The 16,551-nt window shown below is 46.5% G+C and carries 13 protein-coding genes; all 13 read right to left on the bottom strand.

The features are described 5' to 3' along the window. Positions 1–2,071 (bottom strand): DNA mismatch repair protein MutS (gene mutS / locus QVP40_RS05495; protein ID WP_288200335.1); only part of this gene is annotated, 2,071 nt, incomplete at its 3' end. 395 nt (positions 2,072–2,466) lie between these two features. Then, positions 2,467–4,065: an amidohydrolase gene (locus QVP40_RS05500; RefSeq protein WP_022067488.1), complete on the bottom strand. Its 1,599-nt coding sequence runs from the start codon at positions 4,063–4,065 to the stop codon at positions 2,467–2,469. A gap of 184 nt (positions 4,066–4,249) precedes the next feature. Then, positions 4,250–6,040 carry an aminopeptidase P family protein gene (locus tag QVP40_RS05505; protein WP_022067489.1) on the bottom strand — a complete coding sequence of 597 codons (1,791 nt, stop codon included), beginning with the start codon at positions 6,038–6,040 and terminating at the stop codon, positions 4,250–4,252. A 147-nt stretch (positions 6,041–6,187) separates the two neighbouring features. Continuing rightward, positions 6,188–7,444, bottom strand: coding sequence for a M28 family metallopeptidase (locus QVP40_RS05510; RefSeq protein WP_022067490.1), 1,257 nt, complete (start codon positions 7,442–7,444; stop codon positions 6,188–6,190). 38 nt (positions 7,445–7,482) lie between these two features. Beyond that, positions 7,483–8,826, bottom strand: a complete 1,344-nt coding sequence (locus tag QVP40_RS05515; protein WP_022067491.1) for a M20/M25/M40 family metallo-hydrolase — start codon at positions 8,824–8,826, stop codon at positions 7,483–7,485. 14 nt (positions 8,827–8,840) lie between these two features. Next, a complete protein-coding gene (locus tag QVP40_RS05520; protein ID WP_022067492.1) occupies positions 8,841–9,512 on the bottom strand; it encodes a hypothetical protein in 672 nt (223 codons plus the stop codon). 9 nt (positions 9,513–9,521) lie between these two features. Next, positions 9,522–10,256 carry a DUF5058 family protein gene (locus tag QVP40_RS05525; RefSeq protein WP_022067493.1) on the bottom strand — a complete coding sequence of 245 codons (735 nt, stop codon included), beginning with the start codon at positions 10,254–10,256 and terminating at the stop codon, positions 9,522–9,524. 113 nt (positions 10,257–10,369) lie between these two features. Beyond that, complete coding sequence (locus tag QVP40_RS05530) at positions 10,370–11,020, bottom strand: aspartate/glutamate racemase family protein (protein WP_022067494.1); 651 nt, start codon at positions 11,018–11,020, stop codon at positions 10,370–10,372. A 15-nt stretch (positions 11,021–11,035) separates the two neighbouring features. Beyond that, positions 11,036–11,980 (bottom strand): aminopeptidase, encoded by a 945-nt coding sequence (locus QVP40_RS05535; protein ID WP_022067495.1) that lies wholly within the window; start codon positions 11,978–11,980, stop codon positions 11,036–11,038. A gap of 87 nt (positions 11,981–12,067) precedes the next feature. Next, the gene (locus QVP40_RS05540) at positions 12,068–12,742 is read right to left on the bottom strand and encodes an AroM family protein (RefSeq protein ID WP_022067496.1); all 675 of its coding nucleotides are present in this window, start codon (positions 12,740–12,742) and stop codon (positions 12,068–12,070) included. Between the two features lie 15 nt (positions 12,743–12,757). Next, the gene (locus tag QVP40_RS05545; protein WP_022067497.1) at positions 12,758–13,696 is read right to left on the bottom strand and encodes a DUF1177 domain-containing protein; all 939 of its coding nucleotides are present in this window, start codon (positions 13,694–13,696) and stop codon (positions 12,758–12,760) included. 13 nt (positions 13,697–13,709) lie between these two features. Then, a complete protein-coding gene (locus tag QVP40_RS05550; RefSeq protein ID WP_022067498.1) occupies positions 13,710–14,792 on the bottom strand; it encodes a DUF917 domain-containing protein in 1,083 nt (360 codons plus the stop codon). A 31-nt stretch (positions 14,793–14,823) separates the two neighbouring features. Beyond that, entirely contained in the window at positions 14,824–16,500 is a 1,677-nt protein-coding gene (locus QVP40_RS05555) for an OPT/YSL family transporter (RefSeq protein ID WP_022067499.1), read from the bottom strand. Positions 16,501–16,551: the final 51 nt, after the last annotated feature.

Raw genomic sequence — 16,551 nt, forward strand, 5'->3', positions numbered from 1 at the left:
TCAGAAGACTTTTTGCAGTGGCGTTTCTCAGAATATTGGCAACCTCTGTCATTTCCACCATAAAGGTACTCTGGCCGCTAGCAAGGTCATCGGAAGCTCCTACTCTGGTAAAGATCCTGTCCACGATTCCGATATTTGCCTTGTCTGCCGGAACAAAGCTTCCGATCTGAGCCATAAGGACGATCAGGGCTGTCTGGCGCATATAGGTGGATTTACCTGCCATATTCGGACCTGTGATAATGGACACCCGCTTTTTCTGATTGTCAAGATAAGTGTCATTGGCAATAAACATATCATGCTCGATCATCTGCTCCACAACCGGATGTCTGCCGTTTTTAATATCCAGGACACCGCTTTCATTGATCTTCGGGCGCACATAGTTATTTCTCTGGGCAACCAGGGCCAGAGAGGCAAAAACATCAAGGGCGGCAACTGCCTTGGCAGTTTTCTGAATACGCACAACCTCTGCGCCTACCTTATCGCGCACCTCGCAGAAAAGCTCATACTCCAGAGCGTAGAGCTTATCCTCTGCCCCCAGGATCAGATCCTCCAGATCCTTTAATTCCTGGGTAATGTAACGCTCTGCATTGGTAAGAGTCTGCTTTCTTATATAATTTTCCGGCACCAGCTCCTTAAAGGAATTGGTAACCTCCAGAGAATAGCCAAATACGCGGTTGTATTTGATCTTCAGATTTTTGATTCCTGTGCGCTCTTTTTCTCTGGCCTCAAGCTCTGTCAGCCATTTTTTGCCGTCTGTACGGGAACGGCGGAATTTATCTACATCCTCGTGATAGCCCTCCCGGATAATGCCTCCGTCCTTCTGAGCCAGAGGCGGCTCCTCTACAATGGCGCTTTTGATCAGAGCGGCAATATCCTCCAGAGGATCCATGTCCTCATAAAGTTCTGTGAGAAGAGGTGTTTTAAAATCCTTCAGGATCTGCCGGATATGGGGAAGCATTTCAAGAGAGGAAGCAAAGGCAACCAGATCTCTTGGATTGGCAGACTGATAGCTGATGCGGCTGATCAGTCGTTCCAGATCGTAAATAGGATTTAAGTATTCCCGTATCTCGTCCCTGAGCATAGGACTTTTATTCAGCTCTTCCAGAGCTTCCAGACGCCGGTTGATCTCCTGAGCGTCAATAAGAGGCTGTTCCACATAAGAGCGGAGGGTACGGGCTCCCATGGCAGTTTTTGTTTTATCCAGCACCCACAAAAGAGAGCCTCTTTTATTTTTTTCACGAAGAGTTTCCACAAGCTCCAGATTTCTGCGGCTGGAGCTGTCGATCAGCATATATTTTTCTGCCGCATAGGGGCGGATCCCGGCCATATGAGAAAGCGCTGATTTCTGGGTTTCCTGAAGATAAAGGAACAGAGCGCCGGAAGCGATCACTCCGCTGTCATAATCCTGGATTCCCAGGCCCTCCAGAGTATTTACATGAAAATGCTCTTTTAAAGTCCGCTTACACAGACTGTCGTCAAAATACCAGGCATCCAGAGGGAATACACAGATACCCAGACGGTTTTTCAGATCATCCGTATCCACGCCGCTCATAAAAAATGCATCGTTGCAGATGATCTCGGCAGGAACAAATTTATTGATCTCATCCAGAAGCTTCTGCGGTTTATCTACCTCTGTAAGAAAACAGTCGCCTGTGGAAATATCCGCAATGGCGCAGCCAAAGTGATCTTCCATAGACACAATGGACATCAAATAATTATTTTTGGATTCATCCAGAGAAGCCGCATCCAGAGTGGTTCCCGGAGTTACCACACGGATGACCTCTCTTTTTACCAGTCCCTTTGCTTTTTTCGGGTCTTCCACCTGCTCACAGATGGCAACCTTATAGCCTTTTTCGATCAGACGGTTAATATAGGTTTCCGCAGCATGAAAGGGGACCCCGCACATGGGGGCCCTTTCTTCCAGTCCGCAGTCTTTGCCTGTCAAAGTGATCTCCAGCTCTTTTGTAACGGTCAGAGCATCCTCAAAAAACATTTCGTAGAAGTCACCCAGACGGTAGAATAAAATACAGTCCTTATACTGCTGCTTTGTTTTTACATATTCGGCCATCATTGGTGACAGTTTCTTGATGTCAATAGTTGTATTTTCGTTTTCTGTGTTTATATTTGTATTCAAGTGCTTCCTACCTCATATCTTAAGTAAAACAATATTTCTGACAAATATTGCTGTAATCCTGTATTTAATCAGTCCTCATTCTAACACGGAAAGATGGAATTTTCAATACTCAACAACCTTACGTTTTCTTAGTTTTGTCCATATTAGCTGACAAATCGAAAGTCAAATGAGCTGATATTTCTATCAGCCCATTGTCGTATCTATTGGGGTGAAACATTTTACAGACAAGATTTCTGTATATCTTCGATTTTCCCAATAAATTTCCTGTTCTTTCATTTAATACTTTTGTTTAAACAACTGCTTCTATAATTTTGTTTCTGCTTTTCCTTATTTCATTCCCCTCTCCTGAATACCACCTGATTTTCTTTGATCGTCAGCAGCACTTTGATATCTGCCAGATCTTCTGGCTTTGCTGTCAGAGGATTCTGGTCTAATACCACAAAATCTGCTGTTTTGCCAGGCGCAATGGTTCCTTTTGTATCTTCCTCAAAATACTGATATGCCCCGTATTTTGTGATTGCTTTCAGAGCATCCAGAACAGAAATCCTCTGGTTTTCTCCAATGCTTCTGCCTTTTCTTGTGATGCGGTTTACGGCGCAGGAAACTGTTTTCATCATGTCCGGCGGGATTACCGGAGAATCCTGATGGAAGGTATACTTCATATCATATCCTATGGCATCCTTTACCGGAGAGATCTGGCTTCCGAGCTTTTCTCCGAAATTTTTTAAATGAATGTCTCCCCAGTAATAGGTATGAGCCACAAAAAAGCTTGGGATCATTCCGATTTCCGCCATACGGCGAAGCTGTTCTTTTTGTACAAGCTGGGCATGTACCATAACCGCTCTGTGGATATCCTTATCCTCCCTTAAGGCCAGCTCCTTTTCAAACTGAGAAACATACTGTTCTGCTGCCGCGTCTCCATTGCAGTGAGCCAGAAGCTGCTGCTTTTTGTCAAGTGCCAGTCTAATGTAGGTTCGCAGCTGTTCGTCTTTGTAGATGGGATATCCGCAATAGTCTTTTTCTCCCTCATAGGGATCTGTCATCCAGGCTGTCTTACCCTGAGGCGAACCGTCCAGAAAGATTTTATATCCGCCCATCTTTAAATGATTGTGATACTTTCCGGTATAATCATTTTCTTCCTCGATAAGCTCAGAAGCTGTGGTAATATCAAGATACCCAACTACATCGAGATGCAGCAGTCCCATATCTGAGGCTGCTTTTAAAAGCTGGAATAAGGGCTTTCCCACCATTCCGTCCTGAACGGTTGTAATACCATAGCTGGAATAAATATTCTGGGCTTCCACGATCAAATTCATAAGCTCCTGCGGTGAACCGGCAGGAATCCCGGACTGGAAGCTGAGAAAGGCTTTTTCTTCCATATATCCGTCAGGAATCTGCGTGCCCTCCATGCGTCCGTAACGTCCGTCAGAGGTATCCTCTGTATGCTCATCAATTCCCTGAAGCTGAAGACCTTTGCTGTTTGTCACGCCCATATGGGAGGATGCGTGGATCAGAAGAACCGGATTCTCTGTACTGATCTGATCCAGAACTTCTCTGTTAGGGTGACGCCCCTCCTTCAGAAAATTGTGATCGTAATTGCAGCCTGTCAGCCATGCGCCTTCTGGAAGATCCTTCTGATCTTTGAAGTCTTTCATTGTATCTATAATGTCCTGAAAGCTTTCGCAGGAGGAAAGGTCGCACTGTCTCATTGCATTTGCCACGCCCACAAAATGAGAGTGTCCGTCAATAAATCCCGGAAGCATGGCGCCTCCGTGAAGGTCAATGATCTCATCCTGCTCTTCATAGAGCTTCATAATCTCATCCTGATCGCCAACTGCAAGAATCTTCCCGTTTTCTGCACATACTGCTTCCGCATATAAGGCATCATCTTCCATGGTGATAACTGTTCCGTTAATATAAAATGATTTCACAGAAATTCTCCTTTTTTTCATACATCTTTCCCAGCATCTGCATAATACGAGACTGTTTGAACAGGCTGCATACGCAGGAAAATGTGAGCTGTATTTCTCATATAAAAGTAAAAAATCAGAAGAGACCAGATCTGAATCCAGCCCCTCCCGATAGAGTGTGTTTATTAATATCCCTTCCGGGCTCTCAGATTTCCCTTGTAGCTTCTTTCAGCCACTGCTTTTCCTCCTCGTCAAGATAAGGAGAAATTTTTTTATAAACTTCTGCATGATACTGGTTTAAAAGCTCTTTTTCATGAGCTGATAAAAGTTCCGGAGCAATGCCGTCCAGGTCAAAAGGAACCATGGTAAGGTTCTCAAAGCACATGAACTGTCCGTAAGCAGTCTTTTCTGCTTTTTTGCATACGATCAGATTCTCGTGACGGATACCGAATTCATTCTCTACATAATAGCCCGGCTCGTTGGAGGTGATCATACCCTCTTCCAGAACGCAGGCAGACTGTCCGGGAGCTGTTTTCCAGCGGAAACGGTTTGGCCCTTCATGGACATTCAGAAGATATCCCACACCGTGTCCGGTTCCATGATTATAGTCTTCACCTAACTGCCATAATGGTTCTCTTGCAATGTAATCCAGATTAAGATCCGTACATCCATAACGGAATTTTGCTGCTGCAAGATTCAGGTGTCCTTTCAGCACAAGGGTAAAATATTTCTTTTCTTTTTCCGTTACCGGGCCAAGCACAACCGTTCTTGTGATATCGGTGGAACCTTCCAGATAATGTCCGCCTGTATCGCACAGCGCCAGGCCGTGAGGTTCCAGAGGAATATCTGTTTCCGGTGACGGGCTGTAGTGGCAGATTGCCGCATGACCTGCATAGGAAACAATAGGATCAAAGCTGTTGTCCAGAAAGTTTTCCTGCTCCTTGCGAAGGGAAAATAAATGGTCTGCCGCACTGAGCTCTGTGATCGTTGTTTTTCCTACGTTTTTTTTCAGCCAGTAGATAAATTTTGTCACAGCTACGCCGTCTTTGATATGGGCGATGCGCTCGTTTTCCACCTCAACCGGATTTTTGATGGCTTTTGGAAGAAGGGTAAGATTTTCTTCATCCAGAATCTTCACACTTTCCGGAAGGCTGCTGACCAGACGGCTGTTTGCGCTTTTTCTGGAAAGAAGAACGGTTCTGTTCTCCGGAACGGTTTTCACATACTGGTAAATATCATTGTAAGGCTTCAGAACCACGCCGTCTTTTTCCAGAGAGGTTCTTACTGCGGCATCAAAGGCCTTCTCATTGGCAAAAAGAAGAATCTCATCCTGGGTCATAACAAGATAGGAAAGCACTACCGGGCAGCAGTGGATATCGTTTCCGCGGATATTTAAAAGCCACGCAATATCGTCAAGAGAGGTAAGGATAAAGGCATCTGCGCCTTTTTCCGCCATCTTATCTCGGATCTGCGCACATTTCTCTGCTCTTGACTTTCCTGTCCATTTTTCCTCAAGCTCCATAACCGGCTGGCAGGAAAGCTCCGGACGGTCATTCCAGATTTCTCCGATCAGGTCGTCCTCTACGGAAAAGCTGATATTTTTGTCTGCAAGAAGGGATTTCAGTTCCTCTGCCTCGGCAGCGCTTACGCATCTTCCGTCAAATCCAAGGCACATGCCTTCTGTCAGCTTATCCTTCAGAAATTCGTGAACGGTAGGAACCTTTGGCTCTCCCATTTTAAAAAGTGTGACAGTGGTTCCTTCAAGCTGCTGGGCAGCCTGGATAAAATATCTTCCGTCTGTCCAAAGTCCCGCCATATCGGAAGTGATCACTGCGGTTCCCGCAGAACCGGTAAATCCTGTAATATATTTTCTGCATTTAAAATAATCGCCTACATATTCTGAGCCATGAAAGTCGTCTGTGGGAACCAGATAAGCGTCCACATGTTTTTCTTTCATCAGGCTTCGAAGAGCGGCAAGCCGTTCCTGTACGGTCATTCTTTCCATCTCCTTTGTATTGATACTGGTACAGAGAATACGAAATAAACTGCTGTTTACACAGCACTATTTTGCGTGGAAATCCCCATGGAATTTTAGTATTCCCTCTACTGGTAAGTTTATCACAGATTTCGTTCATTTAAAACCCTACACGCCAAAATATTCATTCAGCTGCTTTTTAAATTCCTCAGGAATGTTCTGTGGAAACGGCATACTGTCAATATCAGAAAGGCTTTCTGCAATGTGAGCTAAAAGCCTGGCGCTTCTTTCCAGGGACCAGGCGGAAAGAAGTTCCACGGTATCGTAATGAGTATGCATTCCAAAGCCGTCTCTGTTTAAAGTCATGGCAGGGATTCCCTTCCATGCAAAGGTATTGGAGTCGCTTCCCCAGATCTGATTTTTGGTCGTCATGCCAATGCCTGTTTCACGGGCAAGGTAGGTAAGCATAGCGCACACTGACGGATCTGCGGTAACGCCGATCACGTTTCCGCCAACAAGCTGGCCGGCAAGATCTACGTTCATGTTGAATCTGTGCTGATTCAGCTCCTGCTGGTGAAGCTTTACATAATGGTGGCTTCCCAGAAGGCCTTTTTCTTCTGCGCCAAACCATACAAATTCCACGGTTCTTCTTGGCTGATGCTCCTTTAAATAACGGCACACCTCCATAATAATGGCTGCGCCTGCCATGTTGTCATAGGCTCCCGGACCTTCCGGAACAGAATCGTAGTGAGCGGTAAGCGTCAGGATCTCGTCTGCTCTGTCCGTACCCTGGATCCTTGCCTCCACATTGCGGGAGGTGCGCTTTACTTCCTCCTGAATAAGAGTAAGTTGTGCTTTTTTTGCCCCCCGTGTTACCATTTCCACTGCGTCAAGATAGTGAACGCCAACACCCTGGATCAGTTCTTTTTCATTTAAGGATTCGTATACCTTCTGAGGAATGGCGGCAGCTCTTGGGATGCGGTCCTCTCCTTCATCTACAGGAGAACCGCTGATGCTTACAAAGCCTGCAACCCCTGCTTTTATAAGGCGAAGGTACAGATCCTTCCGCACGATCTCGTTGACCATAACGATTTTGCCTGCTGCATGAGAAAGACTGATATCATCTCCGTTTTCCACATACAGAAACTCTGCTTCCACGCCCTCTTCGGCTGTGCTTCCGCATCTCTGATATCCTGTCACCTGATAGGTTTTATGATAGGGCTCTGTAATGGTAAGCTCTGCCTTTCGGATCCCCCAGGCATCAAAGGAAAATTCTTCTATGCGGCTTTCCATGCCAAAGCTCTTTAATTCTTCCTGAATCAGGGAAGCGGCCTTTTCCTCTGTAGGGGTTCCGGCCTCTCTGATATAGTTAAATTTTGAGACAAAATCCATCTGTCGCTGTCCGCTGATTGTGTTTTTACTCATAATGATCCCTCCGTTGTAATTGTTTTCTGATATGGATTTTATTCTTTCCATCCTTCCATGTGGCGCACGATTCTCTTATAAAAATCAACTGCAGGAGGAAGGGCGGAAATACTGATATTTTCGTCAATTCCATGAATACTCTGATACTGCTGTTCATTGATTTCCAGAGGTGCAAAACGGATGCTGTTTTCACACACAGGAGTATAGAATCTGGCGTCTGTGCCTCCTGTCATGGCATATGGAGCAACGATCACGCCCGGGTACATTTTTTTCACCACATGCTCTATAAGGCGGAAAGGCTTTCCTTTATAATCCACTACCGGGCAGGGCTGATGAATCAGGATCGGCTCTGTTTCGATGCCGTATTTCTCAGCAATTTTTGATACCAGAGCAAGACTTTCCTCTACTCCCTGATGATGAATGAAACGCATATTTCCTGTTACAGAAGCTTCCTGGGGAATCACATTCAGTCCGTCAGAGCCCTTTGCCATAGTAAAATTAAGGGTTGTGGTGATCATGGCAGCTCCAAGAGGATTTACCTTTGGCAGCAGCTTTTCCAGAAGAGGTTCAAGCTGTCTTTCGTATTTCATAACCTTGCCCAGAGCCCCCTCTGTATAAGGAGCCATTCTCCGGAACATTTCCGCTACCGTAGGGTTCATTTTTGAGGTAAATGGGTTATGATTCTCAATATCCATCATAAAAGCAGCCAGACGGGTAAGAGGCGTCTGTTTCTGGGGAACGCTGGCATGTCCTCCGTTTCCCTTTGCAGTAAAACGGATATCTCCATAGCCCTTTTCCAGACAGCCTACCATGGCAAACCGGCCTTTTACTCCCTTCATGGGCTCTTCCTTGATCATTCCGCCTTCGTCCATAAGGAATTTTAAATGCACGCCGTTGTCCTGAAGCCATTTTACGGTAAGAGGCGCGCCCTCTCCGCCGATCTCCTCTGTACAGCTGCTTGCAAGATAAACATCGCATGCCGGAACATAATCCTTTGCGATCAGCTCCTCCACAGCCTGAAGAAAGCAGAACAGACTGCCCTTGGTATCTACCGTTCCTCTTCCCCATACAGCGCCGTCTGCAATTTCTCCGCTGAAAGGCTCGTGCTTCCATTCTCCGGAAGCCTCTACCACATCCTGGTGGCTCATAAAGAGAATGGGCTCTCCCTGGCCTTTTCCCTTCCACTTAAAAAGAAGACTTCCGTTAAACTCATGCTTTTCACAGACTTTGTGAATGTTCGGAAACAGCTTTTCCAGAACCTCATGAAATCTGTAAAATTTACTGAGATCCTGCTGAAAGGCATTGGAAATCGTCTCGCAGCGGATCATTTTTCCCAGTTTTTCACCATAAAGCAGTTCTCTTTCATTTGCTTTGCCGTTCATAATACTCCTCCTTATCAAAGCTTGTCTTTTTTCCATAAAATATATCCGATCAGAAGCGCCATTCCACCTGCAGGGATCAGCAGGATGCTTGTCTGGGAAATGGCTGCCGGAACAAACACACAGAGAAGGGTCATGGAAAGTAGCGGAATAGCTGCAATCTTCATGCTCTTTTTAAAGTATTTCAGTCCAAGAGCGCCGAAAAGCGCCGGGACAACCGTATCAAATGCCGGGGTCAGAACCGGGTTTTCCAGAACCGGTGTCAGAGGAACCAGAAGAAGGACTCCGGCAAAGATCACCAGCATGGTCACAATGGAGCTGGATGCTACGCTTAAGGTAGAAATGATTTCATTTTCCGCAGTTCCCACCTCTGTTTTTGCAATATCCCTTGCATTCATGGCACAGGGAATTTTAAGATTGGTCACATTTCCCGTAAGGAAGGTAAGATAGCTTCCTCCATTTCCAAGCATGGGGGCATAAACAAGAAATTCCACAATTCCTACCGGAATATAAACAATTCCCACCTTGATAAAGCCGTTAATAAAGCCCTTAAAATCCGGGAAAGCTCCGTAAATGGCACCAAGCATAAAAGGAACTGCAAGAAGCAGAAGCGCTGCTGATATCAGCATGATCCTTCCAAGCCGGTGCTGCTGTCTGTTAAATTCTTCCAAAAATTTTTCTTTATCCATATGATCCTCCTACAGATTGATCAGAACAGCAGCTGCCATTCCAATAATCATACTGACTGCAATACTGAAATTTTCCAGCCACTCCATTTTTTTCTTTACGATCAGGTATTCAAATACCGCCATAGCCAGGGCGGAAATTCCTGCCACCAGAAGAGGCGTACTGTTTTTGAAAGCGGTCCAGGTTCCCACATAGGAACCGATATATGCGCTGCACAGACCGATAAACATGGCGATGGTGGCATAAGTGCCAAAGCCAGGTCTGCCGCTGTCATTTTTCTTTTCTTTTTTCTGCACCTTGCCCAGATATTTTTTCAGTCCGAAGATGCAGCAGGTGATGCCGCTTAAAATTCCGGCTGTCATAACCAGAGCTATGGTGGTAAAGGCGCCAATGGACATCTCGCTTACTTTAAGGCCGGAAAGTCCCATTCCGGTTGCCGCGATCTCAGCCACGTTCAGCTCGTACTGTAAAGCTCCCACCACAGAAAGCCTCAGCCAGGATAAGGGAACTCCAAGGCTTCCGCTGAGAGCGATCACGCCCAGAAGGATACTGACGCCCGGAAGAACGGAAAAGGTTGCGCTTGACATAATGGCCCGTCTCATCACCTTCTTATCCATTCCAATGGCGATTCCCGCCCGGTAGCTTTTTACCAGAAACACCACACACATGATCAGGATAAACAGAAGCACGCCGCCTGTGATCAGATAAAAAGGCAGACTGTTTACCTGTTTCAGATACTCATTCATCTCTTTTTCCTCCACCTTTGTTTATTCTTTACGATTTTATCACAAAACCATACAAAAAGACAGAACATTTTACCGGTTTCCCTGACGTAAAATATTCTGTCCCTAAAGCTGTTTTATTTTTTCAGATATTCAAAATATGCAAACAGTCCCTCAGCCATAACAGGATCGATGACCGGAATACCTGCTGCTTCTTCAAGCTCTTTTGCTATTCCGATCGTTGCCATGCCTGTACAGGCAAGAGCAAGCACATCCGCCCCCTGCTCTTTTAATTTTTTTGCCATATTTACTGTGCTTTTTCTGCCCTGCGGCGTCATAAGATCCAGAGTGCTGTAAACGCCATCCGGCCTTCCTGTCAGAAGCTGGCGGGGATTAAGCTTTGCATAAGCTTTGGGGGCATAATCTGTAATCCCAAGTACACCGATTTTTTCTCCGTATTTCCGTGCAAGAGCAAGCGTTGTCTCACCGCCTCCGGTAACCGGGATTCCCGGAAGAGCTTCCCGGATCTCCTCCACTCCCGGATCGTCTGCACAGCTTACAATGATCATATCCACATCCCGGAAGCTTTTGGCGGTTTCCACGATTTTGGGGACTGCAAGAGCGCCAAGCTCCGGAGAATGGATCCCTTCATACTGGTCGGGAATGCATTTTGTTTCCACCGTAAGCATTGGAAAATATTGATTCAAAAGTTTTTCGTGAGCCAGAAGAATATCCTGATCCTCTGTTGTCAGGACTCGTATCAGACCTACCTTGAATTTTTTCTCCAAAACAGCCTCCTCCTTTCAGATACAGAACACGCCGTCCTCGATGATCTTCTCATTATCCAGATAAAGGGTGGGACGAAGGATAATTCCGTCCATGTGGCACTCTGCCTTATTCACACCGCCAAAAGAGGTGTTTGTTCCAAAAGCAATGTGCACGGTTCCGTAAACTTTTTCATCTTCAAGAATAATTCCGTTTAATATGGCTGCCTCGTTTGTTCCAATACCAAGCTCACAGAGGGTTCCGTTTGTCTCATTTTTCAGAAGTACATCCAGATTCTCGCTTTTTTCTCCGGTAACAGAACGGAGCCTGCCACCTGAGATCACCATGTGAAGAGGGCTTTCCAGCTTTCCGATACCCACCATGGAGCCGTCTATGATCATTTCTCCTTCAGAGCCGTTCTCAAGAGGAGCAATATAAGCTTCCCCGGAAGGAAGGTTTCCACACTGTCCCGGCTTTTTGTATACCCCGGGGCTTGGAACGCCGTTTCTTCCCTTCAGGGAAATCTTCAGAACCTTACCGTCCTTTTCAATGCGGGCTTCCGAAGCTTTTGTAAGCTTTTCTGTAATAACCTCTGTCAGCTTTTCTACCTGGTCGTAATCTGCAGTCATCGCCCCTTTGGAAAACATTTCTTCCGTGATCCCGGGCATGGTGGCAACTCTTGTACCTGCCTTTGCAGCCTCTATACGGGCATTGGTGTGAGTTAAAGACTGCGCCGTAGGAGCAACAACCACATCTGCGTTTTTCATGGCTGCCGCAACTGCCTTCGGAGGCTCCTGGCCGCTTAACTCCCTCTCCTTCATCACCATCAGAAGCCGTTCGCAGCCAAGGTTTCCGGCTGCTTCATAAAGAGCTTCCCCGATTCTTTTTCTTGTATCGTCTGTGACAATGAGAACCTCTTCTCCTTCTTTCACTGCCAGACAGGAAGAAAGGATTCCCTCTGCTGTTTTTATTAACTGTTCCATTTTCTTTTTTTGTTATCCGATAAAAGAAACAATCGGATTTTTCCTTTCTCCCGGCAACTTCCGGGGTATCTGCATCTGTGTGTAGCCTTACAAATCTGTCAGTTCAGAAACTACACGGGCCAGAAGTGTTCTTGGCAGAACAACCTTCTTACCGGTTTTTTGTGCGAACATTTTTTTCATTTCCTGAGTATATCCAATGCAGTCCAGCACAATAAGATCTCCCTCCATGCCACTTATTTCCTCTGCCGCCTTTTCCAGTTCCCCCCAGTCTCCGTAGGGAGAGGCAGCTACTACGCTTACTTTTTGTACATAATTTTTCCACTTTGCAGCGCACTGCTCCTCCTGAAGGGGAGAAGGGGTCAGGCAGATAATATGTGAGCTTTTGGTAAGCAGAGGAACCACCCTGTCCAGAATATCGCAGGGATAGATCAGAGGGATTTTTTCTGTGGAAAGGCTCTCCGGAAAGCTGCCTGTACAGAACATCATTACAAGAGCACAGCCCTCTTCCTCCATTTTCTTTATAGCCGCCTGAAGGCGCGGCAGGATAAAGCGTTCTGCAAAGGTCACAGAACTGCCATCTGTAAGTCTGGACACCAGAACATAATCGTCCTTTTCCGGCGCAAAGGCTTTGATCTCCTCTTTTGTAAGACCGTCAAGTCCTCCTGCCTGGATCAGTTCCACAGAGCTGCCAAAGATCCCCATAATATCCTTTGTCACATCCACTCTGGGAGACTGTCCGATTGTAACCGCCCCGATTTTCATATTAGTCATGCCCCCTTATTCGTTTCCTAGAGTCTGCAGATGCTTCATGCTGCCATAAAGCTTCTGTAATCTTGCATATTCCTCCTTGTCATAAAAGCTGCACTGTCCTCTTCCAAAGGCCTTTGCCACCTCAAGCATAAAGCGTGCCGCTTCTTCTACATCCGCTGCGTGTGTACCGCCTGTGGCGCATCCCGGAACCATAGTCTCAGCTGTAATGGCAACGCCTACAACCGGCGCGTTGGTCGCTGTACAGGGCTGAAGCACACTGTTCAGATGGTGAACGTCGTTTCCGTATGGGGTGATATCCTGAGTTGCCAGCGGGAACACATACGGAAGCTTTCCTGTTGTGATCTGCATCAGCTCCAGAAGATCCTCAGAGGTTCTTAAAATATATCCTTCCTTTACTGTAGGAGAAATGGCAAAGCCTCTTGTATTGATTACGCGGTTTCCCTTTGTGGTATCTACAGAAAGGATGGCGTCAAGCTCCGGAGAAACCTCTTCTCTGTTTACCTGGGACATTTCTACCGGAGAGCCCATAAAAGGAACCGGATCGTGAGGCGCTGTAGGAGCATCCGGACAGATATGAGTGGAAATAAATACGTCTCCGTCCAGAATATCTCCCTTATTCTGCATGTCCAGAAGCTTTGCAGCCAGAGCTACGGCACAGAGAGCTCCGTCCCCGTCTGATACAAAGCCAATGCGCTCCGGACGGGCGCCGATTCCGCCAAGGCGTCCCAAAAGTCCAATGGTTGGCGCGTCTCCGCCGTTCATTTTTCCGTTTTTGCCCGGAATACGCACTTTCAGCATATCTGTGCTTCCTTTTGGACCTACAAGCTCATATACCTCAATATTTGCATCCGGCTTAATGCCAAGAAGGTATTCCTTTACCTTTTCTCCTGTAACATAAGTGCTGTCCAGCACTTCATATGCATCAATGATCTGTTTCATTAACATGATCCTGTCCTCCTTATTTTTTAAGATAGCTGATCAGATCTTTTTTGATCACGTCCTCAGTTGCTTTTAAAAGCTCCGGCTCAAACATGGTGGGAGAAAGCTTCAGGTTTTCTTTATCTGCTGCAATCACATAAACCTCAAGGCCTTCCTCCATCATGGCTGTAGTTACGGGCTCGCCTGTCTCTGCATTAATTGTCATAATAAGATCCGGGAAGGTTGCCAGTCGTTCTCCATTTTTTTCTGCTGTGGCATATTCATTCCAGAAGGTAAGCTCACATCCGTCCACTGTGGCATATCCCACATCAAAGCCGCCAGTTGTTTCAATGGAAAAATTCTCCACCTTACCTTTTGCAAGCACCCGTCCCTTCAGGAAGCCGCACAGCTCTTTTACGCCCTCCGCCACAGAAGCATCAAGACCTTTTAAGAATGCTTTTCCTGTTTCAATGGCAAACTGTACGCCGCCGGGAGCGCCGTTCTTTTTCGCATAGGATACACTTACCGGATTTCTGGCTACTGCAACCAGACCGCCTGCCTCAATGGAAGCCAGGCGCACCAGCTTTGAGGTATGTTCGATACTTCCCTCAAAGAAACATTCCACATGGCTGCCTGTTTCCGGATTTCCTCCAACACAGGCTTGAACCGTCTTATAATCTGTAATCTTATGAAGATTCATGCTTCCCATAACCCCTGTGGGGTGGGCGCGGCCATTGCAGGGAAGATCCACAAGGGGAAGTCCGAGAACTGCTGCCTGAAGCCATCCGTTTACCGTTGCTTCTCCGCCCTGTTCATTGGTAATGATCCCGGCAACAGGAAAATCACAGTTTCTCTGAAGAAGAACAATGGTCTTTACCAGATCTGCCGGAGTCATAAACTGATTCTCCGCATTTGGAGCGCCCACAAGGGAGGCGGTCAGTACCATGTCGTTATCGTCAAGATCCTCAGCGCTTAAAAGTCTGAGATCTGCATACTCTACTGCAAGCTTTGCGTATTTGCGGCCTTTTTTTGCATCGCCTCCGCCGCCCCCTCCCAGGATGGTTCCTCCGTAAAGAGCAGCGTCAAGAATCTCCTCTGTCAGTTTGATTCCTTTTGTTTTCATAAATCAACCTTCTTTCTAGTGTGAGCTTATGTTACTTTTTCTTTCCAAGAGAAAGCGTTGCTGTGAAGAAACTGTACAGCGCGGCTCCTGCCAGAGAACCTGCGCCCAGAATATTCAGTGTCTGCTCGTTTTCTTTGTTGCGTTTTACAAGAACATAACGTAATACAAGGGCGATCAGGATTGTCAGACCATTGATGGTAGAGCCTACCAGAAGACCTGTAGCAAAAAGGATGCCCACCTGTCTGGAACCTCCCAGAAGCTGGATGATCGCGCCGGGGATTGCCCAGATCACAAGCCATTTGGCAACGCCTGCACCTGCGCCGGCTTCAATGGTTGCGGCAAAGGTAGCATCTACCGGAGCAAAAAGTCCCTGGTCAAAATATTTTCCTGCCATAATGGCAACCAGAACAAAGGCAACCACAAAGCCGATCATTTCAGAGTAATACTGCTGCTTTCTTCCTTCCAGCTCTAATTCCTGATCCTGACCGCAGCCGCGGAGAATATATCCGCATTTCAGGTCATAGGCCATATCAGAAAATGCCGGGCCGGTAGCAGAGGTATAAGCCACAAGGATTCCAAGAGGAATTGCCGGGAAGCCGATCAGCATACCAACAATCAAAAAGATTAAAGCTGTGGCAAACCCCGGGAACCATCCGGAATACATGGCGGAAATACCAACGATCAGCTCAGAGGCAATGGCTGCAAATGCAGAAAATATAACCCAGATAATCAGCTGGAACATACTCATATCTGACCAGATTCCTGTAATTACTGCAAGAAGCACTGCCACGATCAGGTACGCCACATAGCCGCCGCCGAGAGCTTTTTTCATATTTGCCATACTGGAAGAAAACTTTCCGGCAGCGCTGTTGCCGTCACTTTTTTTCAAAAGCATACGTCCGCACTGGATCAGGGAAATAAGACCAGCTCCGATCATAATTCCATGAGGCATGTACTGGAATATGGGCCGGGCCATCAAATCAGCGCCTTCTCCGAAAAGATCTGTAATAACCGGAAGGCTTGTTCCAAAAATATCAATGATAAATCCGTTTGTCTTAATAATGCCAATTACAAGACTTCCCACGCCAAGAGCTGCCATTGCCACAAAATCACCAAACCAGGAAACACCCAGAAGGTCTGTTGGAATACCGATCATCTTACCGCCAATACCGATTCCCATACCAGCCAGAAGCAAAAGAGCTTTTTTGCCCTTCTGTACAACTGCAAGAATGGATTCTGCGGAAGCTACGCCCGGAGGCCATGCCCCTTCTGCCGGAAACATTTCGCTGTCAAAGGTTTTATAAAGAATTGTGGCATCAATAATGGTTGCCAGAAAAGAACCGATCAGCATCGGGTACATCAGATCCATTCTTCCCATAATAACCGGAACACCAATGGGAAGAAGGAAGCAGTTTGCTGCTGAAAAGGTTGCTCCGGAGATGGATGTCTGAATCAGATTCTGGCAGTGAATACTCTGATACTTTTTCAGGATTGCAATGGGAATTCGCGATATGATAATCGCAAACAATGCTCCTACGATCGAAGTGTTGGGCGCCACTCCGGTACGCACGATCAGTTCCAGACCAATGATCGCACCAAGCACACTCATTACAATATTCAGGATCAGAATATGGGGAGCATATGCTTTCGGATGTTCTGATGCATGGATATGAAGCTGTGTGTAGTCTTTTTTGGTGTTGTTACTCATCTTGTCTCCTCCCTATATAGTCAAGTCTTTTTCCTTTAAAATCAAGGTTTT

The sequence above is a fragment of the Blautia sp. CAG:257 genome, from assembly GCF_000433815.1.
Lineage (GTDB): Bacteria > Bacillota > Clostridia > Lachnospirales > Lachnospiraceae > Blautia_A > Blautia_A caecimuris.

Excerpts from the sequence above, each read along its gene's own strand:
- QVP40_RS05505 (WP_022067489.1), bottom strand. The coding sequence starts at position 6,040 with ATGACCGTACAGGAACGGCTTGCCGCTCTTCGAAGCCTGATGAAAGAA.
- QVP40_RS05510 (WP_022067490.1), bottom strand. The coding sequence starts at position 7,444 with ATGAGTAAAAACACAATCAGCGGACAGCGACAGATGGATTTTGTCTCA.
- QVP40_RS05515 (WP_022067491.1), bottom strand. The coding sequence starts at position 8,826 with ATGAACGGCAAAGCAAATGAAAGAGAACTGCTTTATGGTGAAAAACTG.
- QVP40_RS05520 (WP_022067492.1), bottom strand. The coding sequence starts at position 9,512 with ATGGATAAAGAAAAATTTTTGGAAGAATTTAACAGACAGCAGCACCGG.
- QVP40_RS05525 (WP_022067493.1), bottom strand. The coding sequence starts at position 10,256 with ATGAATGAGTATCTGAAACAGGTAAACAGTCTGCCTTTTTATCTGATC.
- QVP40_RS05535 (WP_022067495.1), bottom strand. The coding sequence starts at position 11,980 with ATGGAACAGTTAATAAAAACAGCAGAGGGAATCCTTTCTTCCTGTCTG.
- QVP40_RS05540 (WP_022067496.1), bottom strand. The coding sequence starts at position 12,742 with ATGAAAATCGGGGCGGTTACAATCGGACAGTCTCCCAGAGTGGATGTG.
- QVP40_RS05545 (WP_022067497.1), bottom strand. The coding sequence starts at position 13,696 with ATGTTAATGAAACAGATCATTGATGCATATGAAGTGCTGGACAGCACT.
- QVP40_RS05550 (WP_022067498.1), bottom strand. The coding sequence starts at position 14,792 with ATGAAAACAAAAGGAATCAAACTGACAGAGGAGATTCTTGACGCTGCT.
- QVP40_RS05555 (WP_022067499.1), bottom strand. The coding sequence starts at position 16,500 with ATGAGTAACAACACCAAAAAAGACTACACACAGCTTCATATCCATGCA.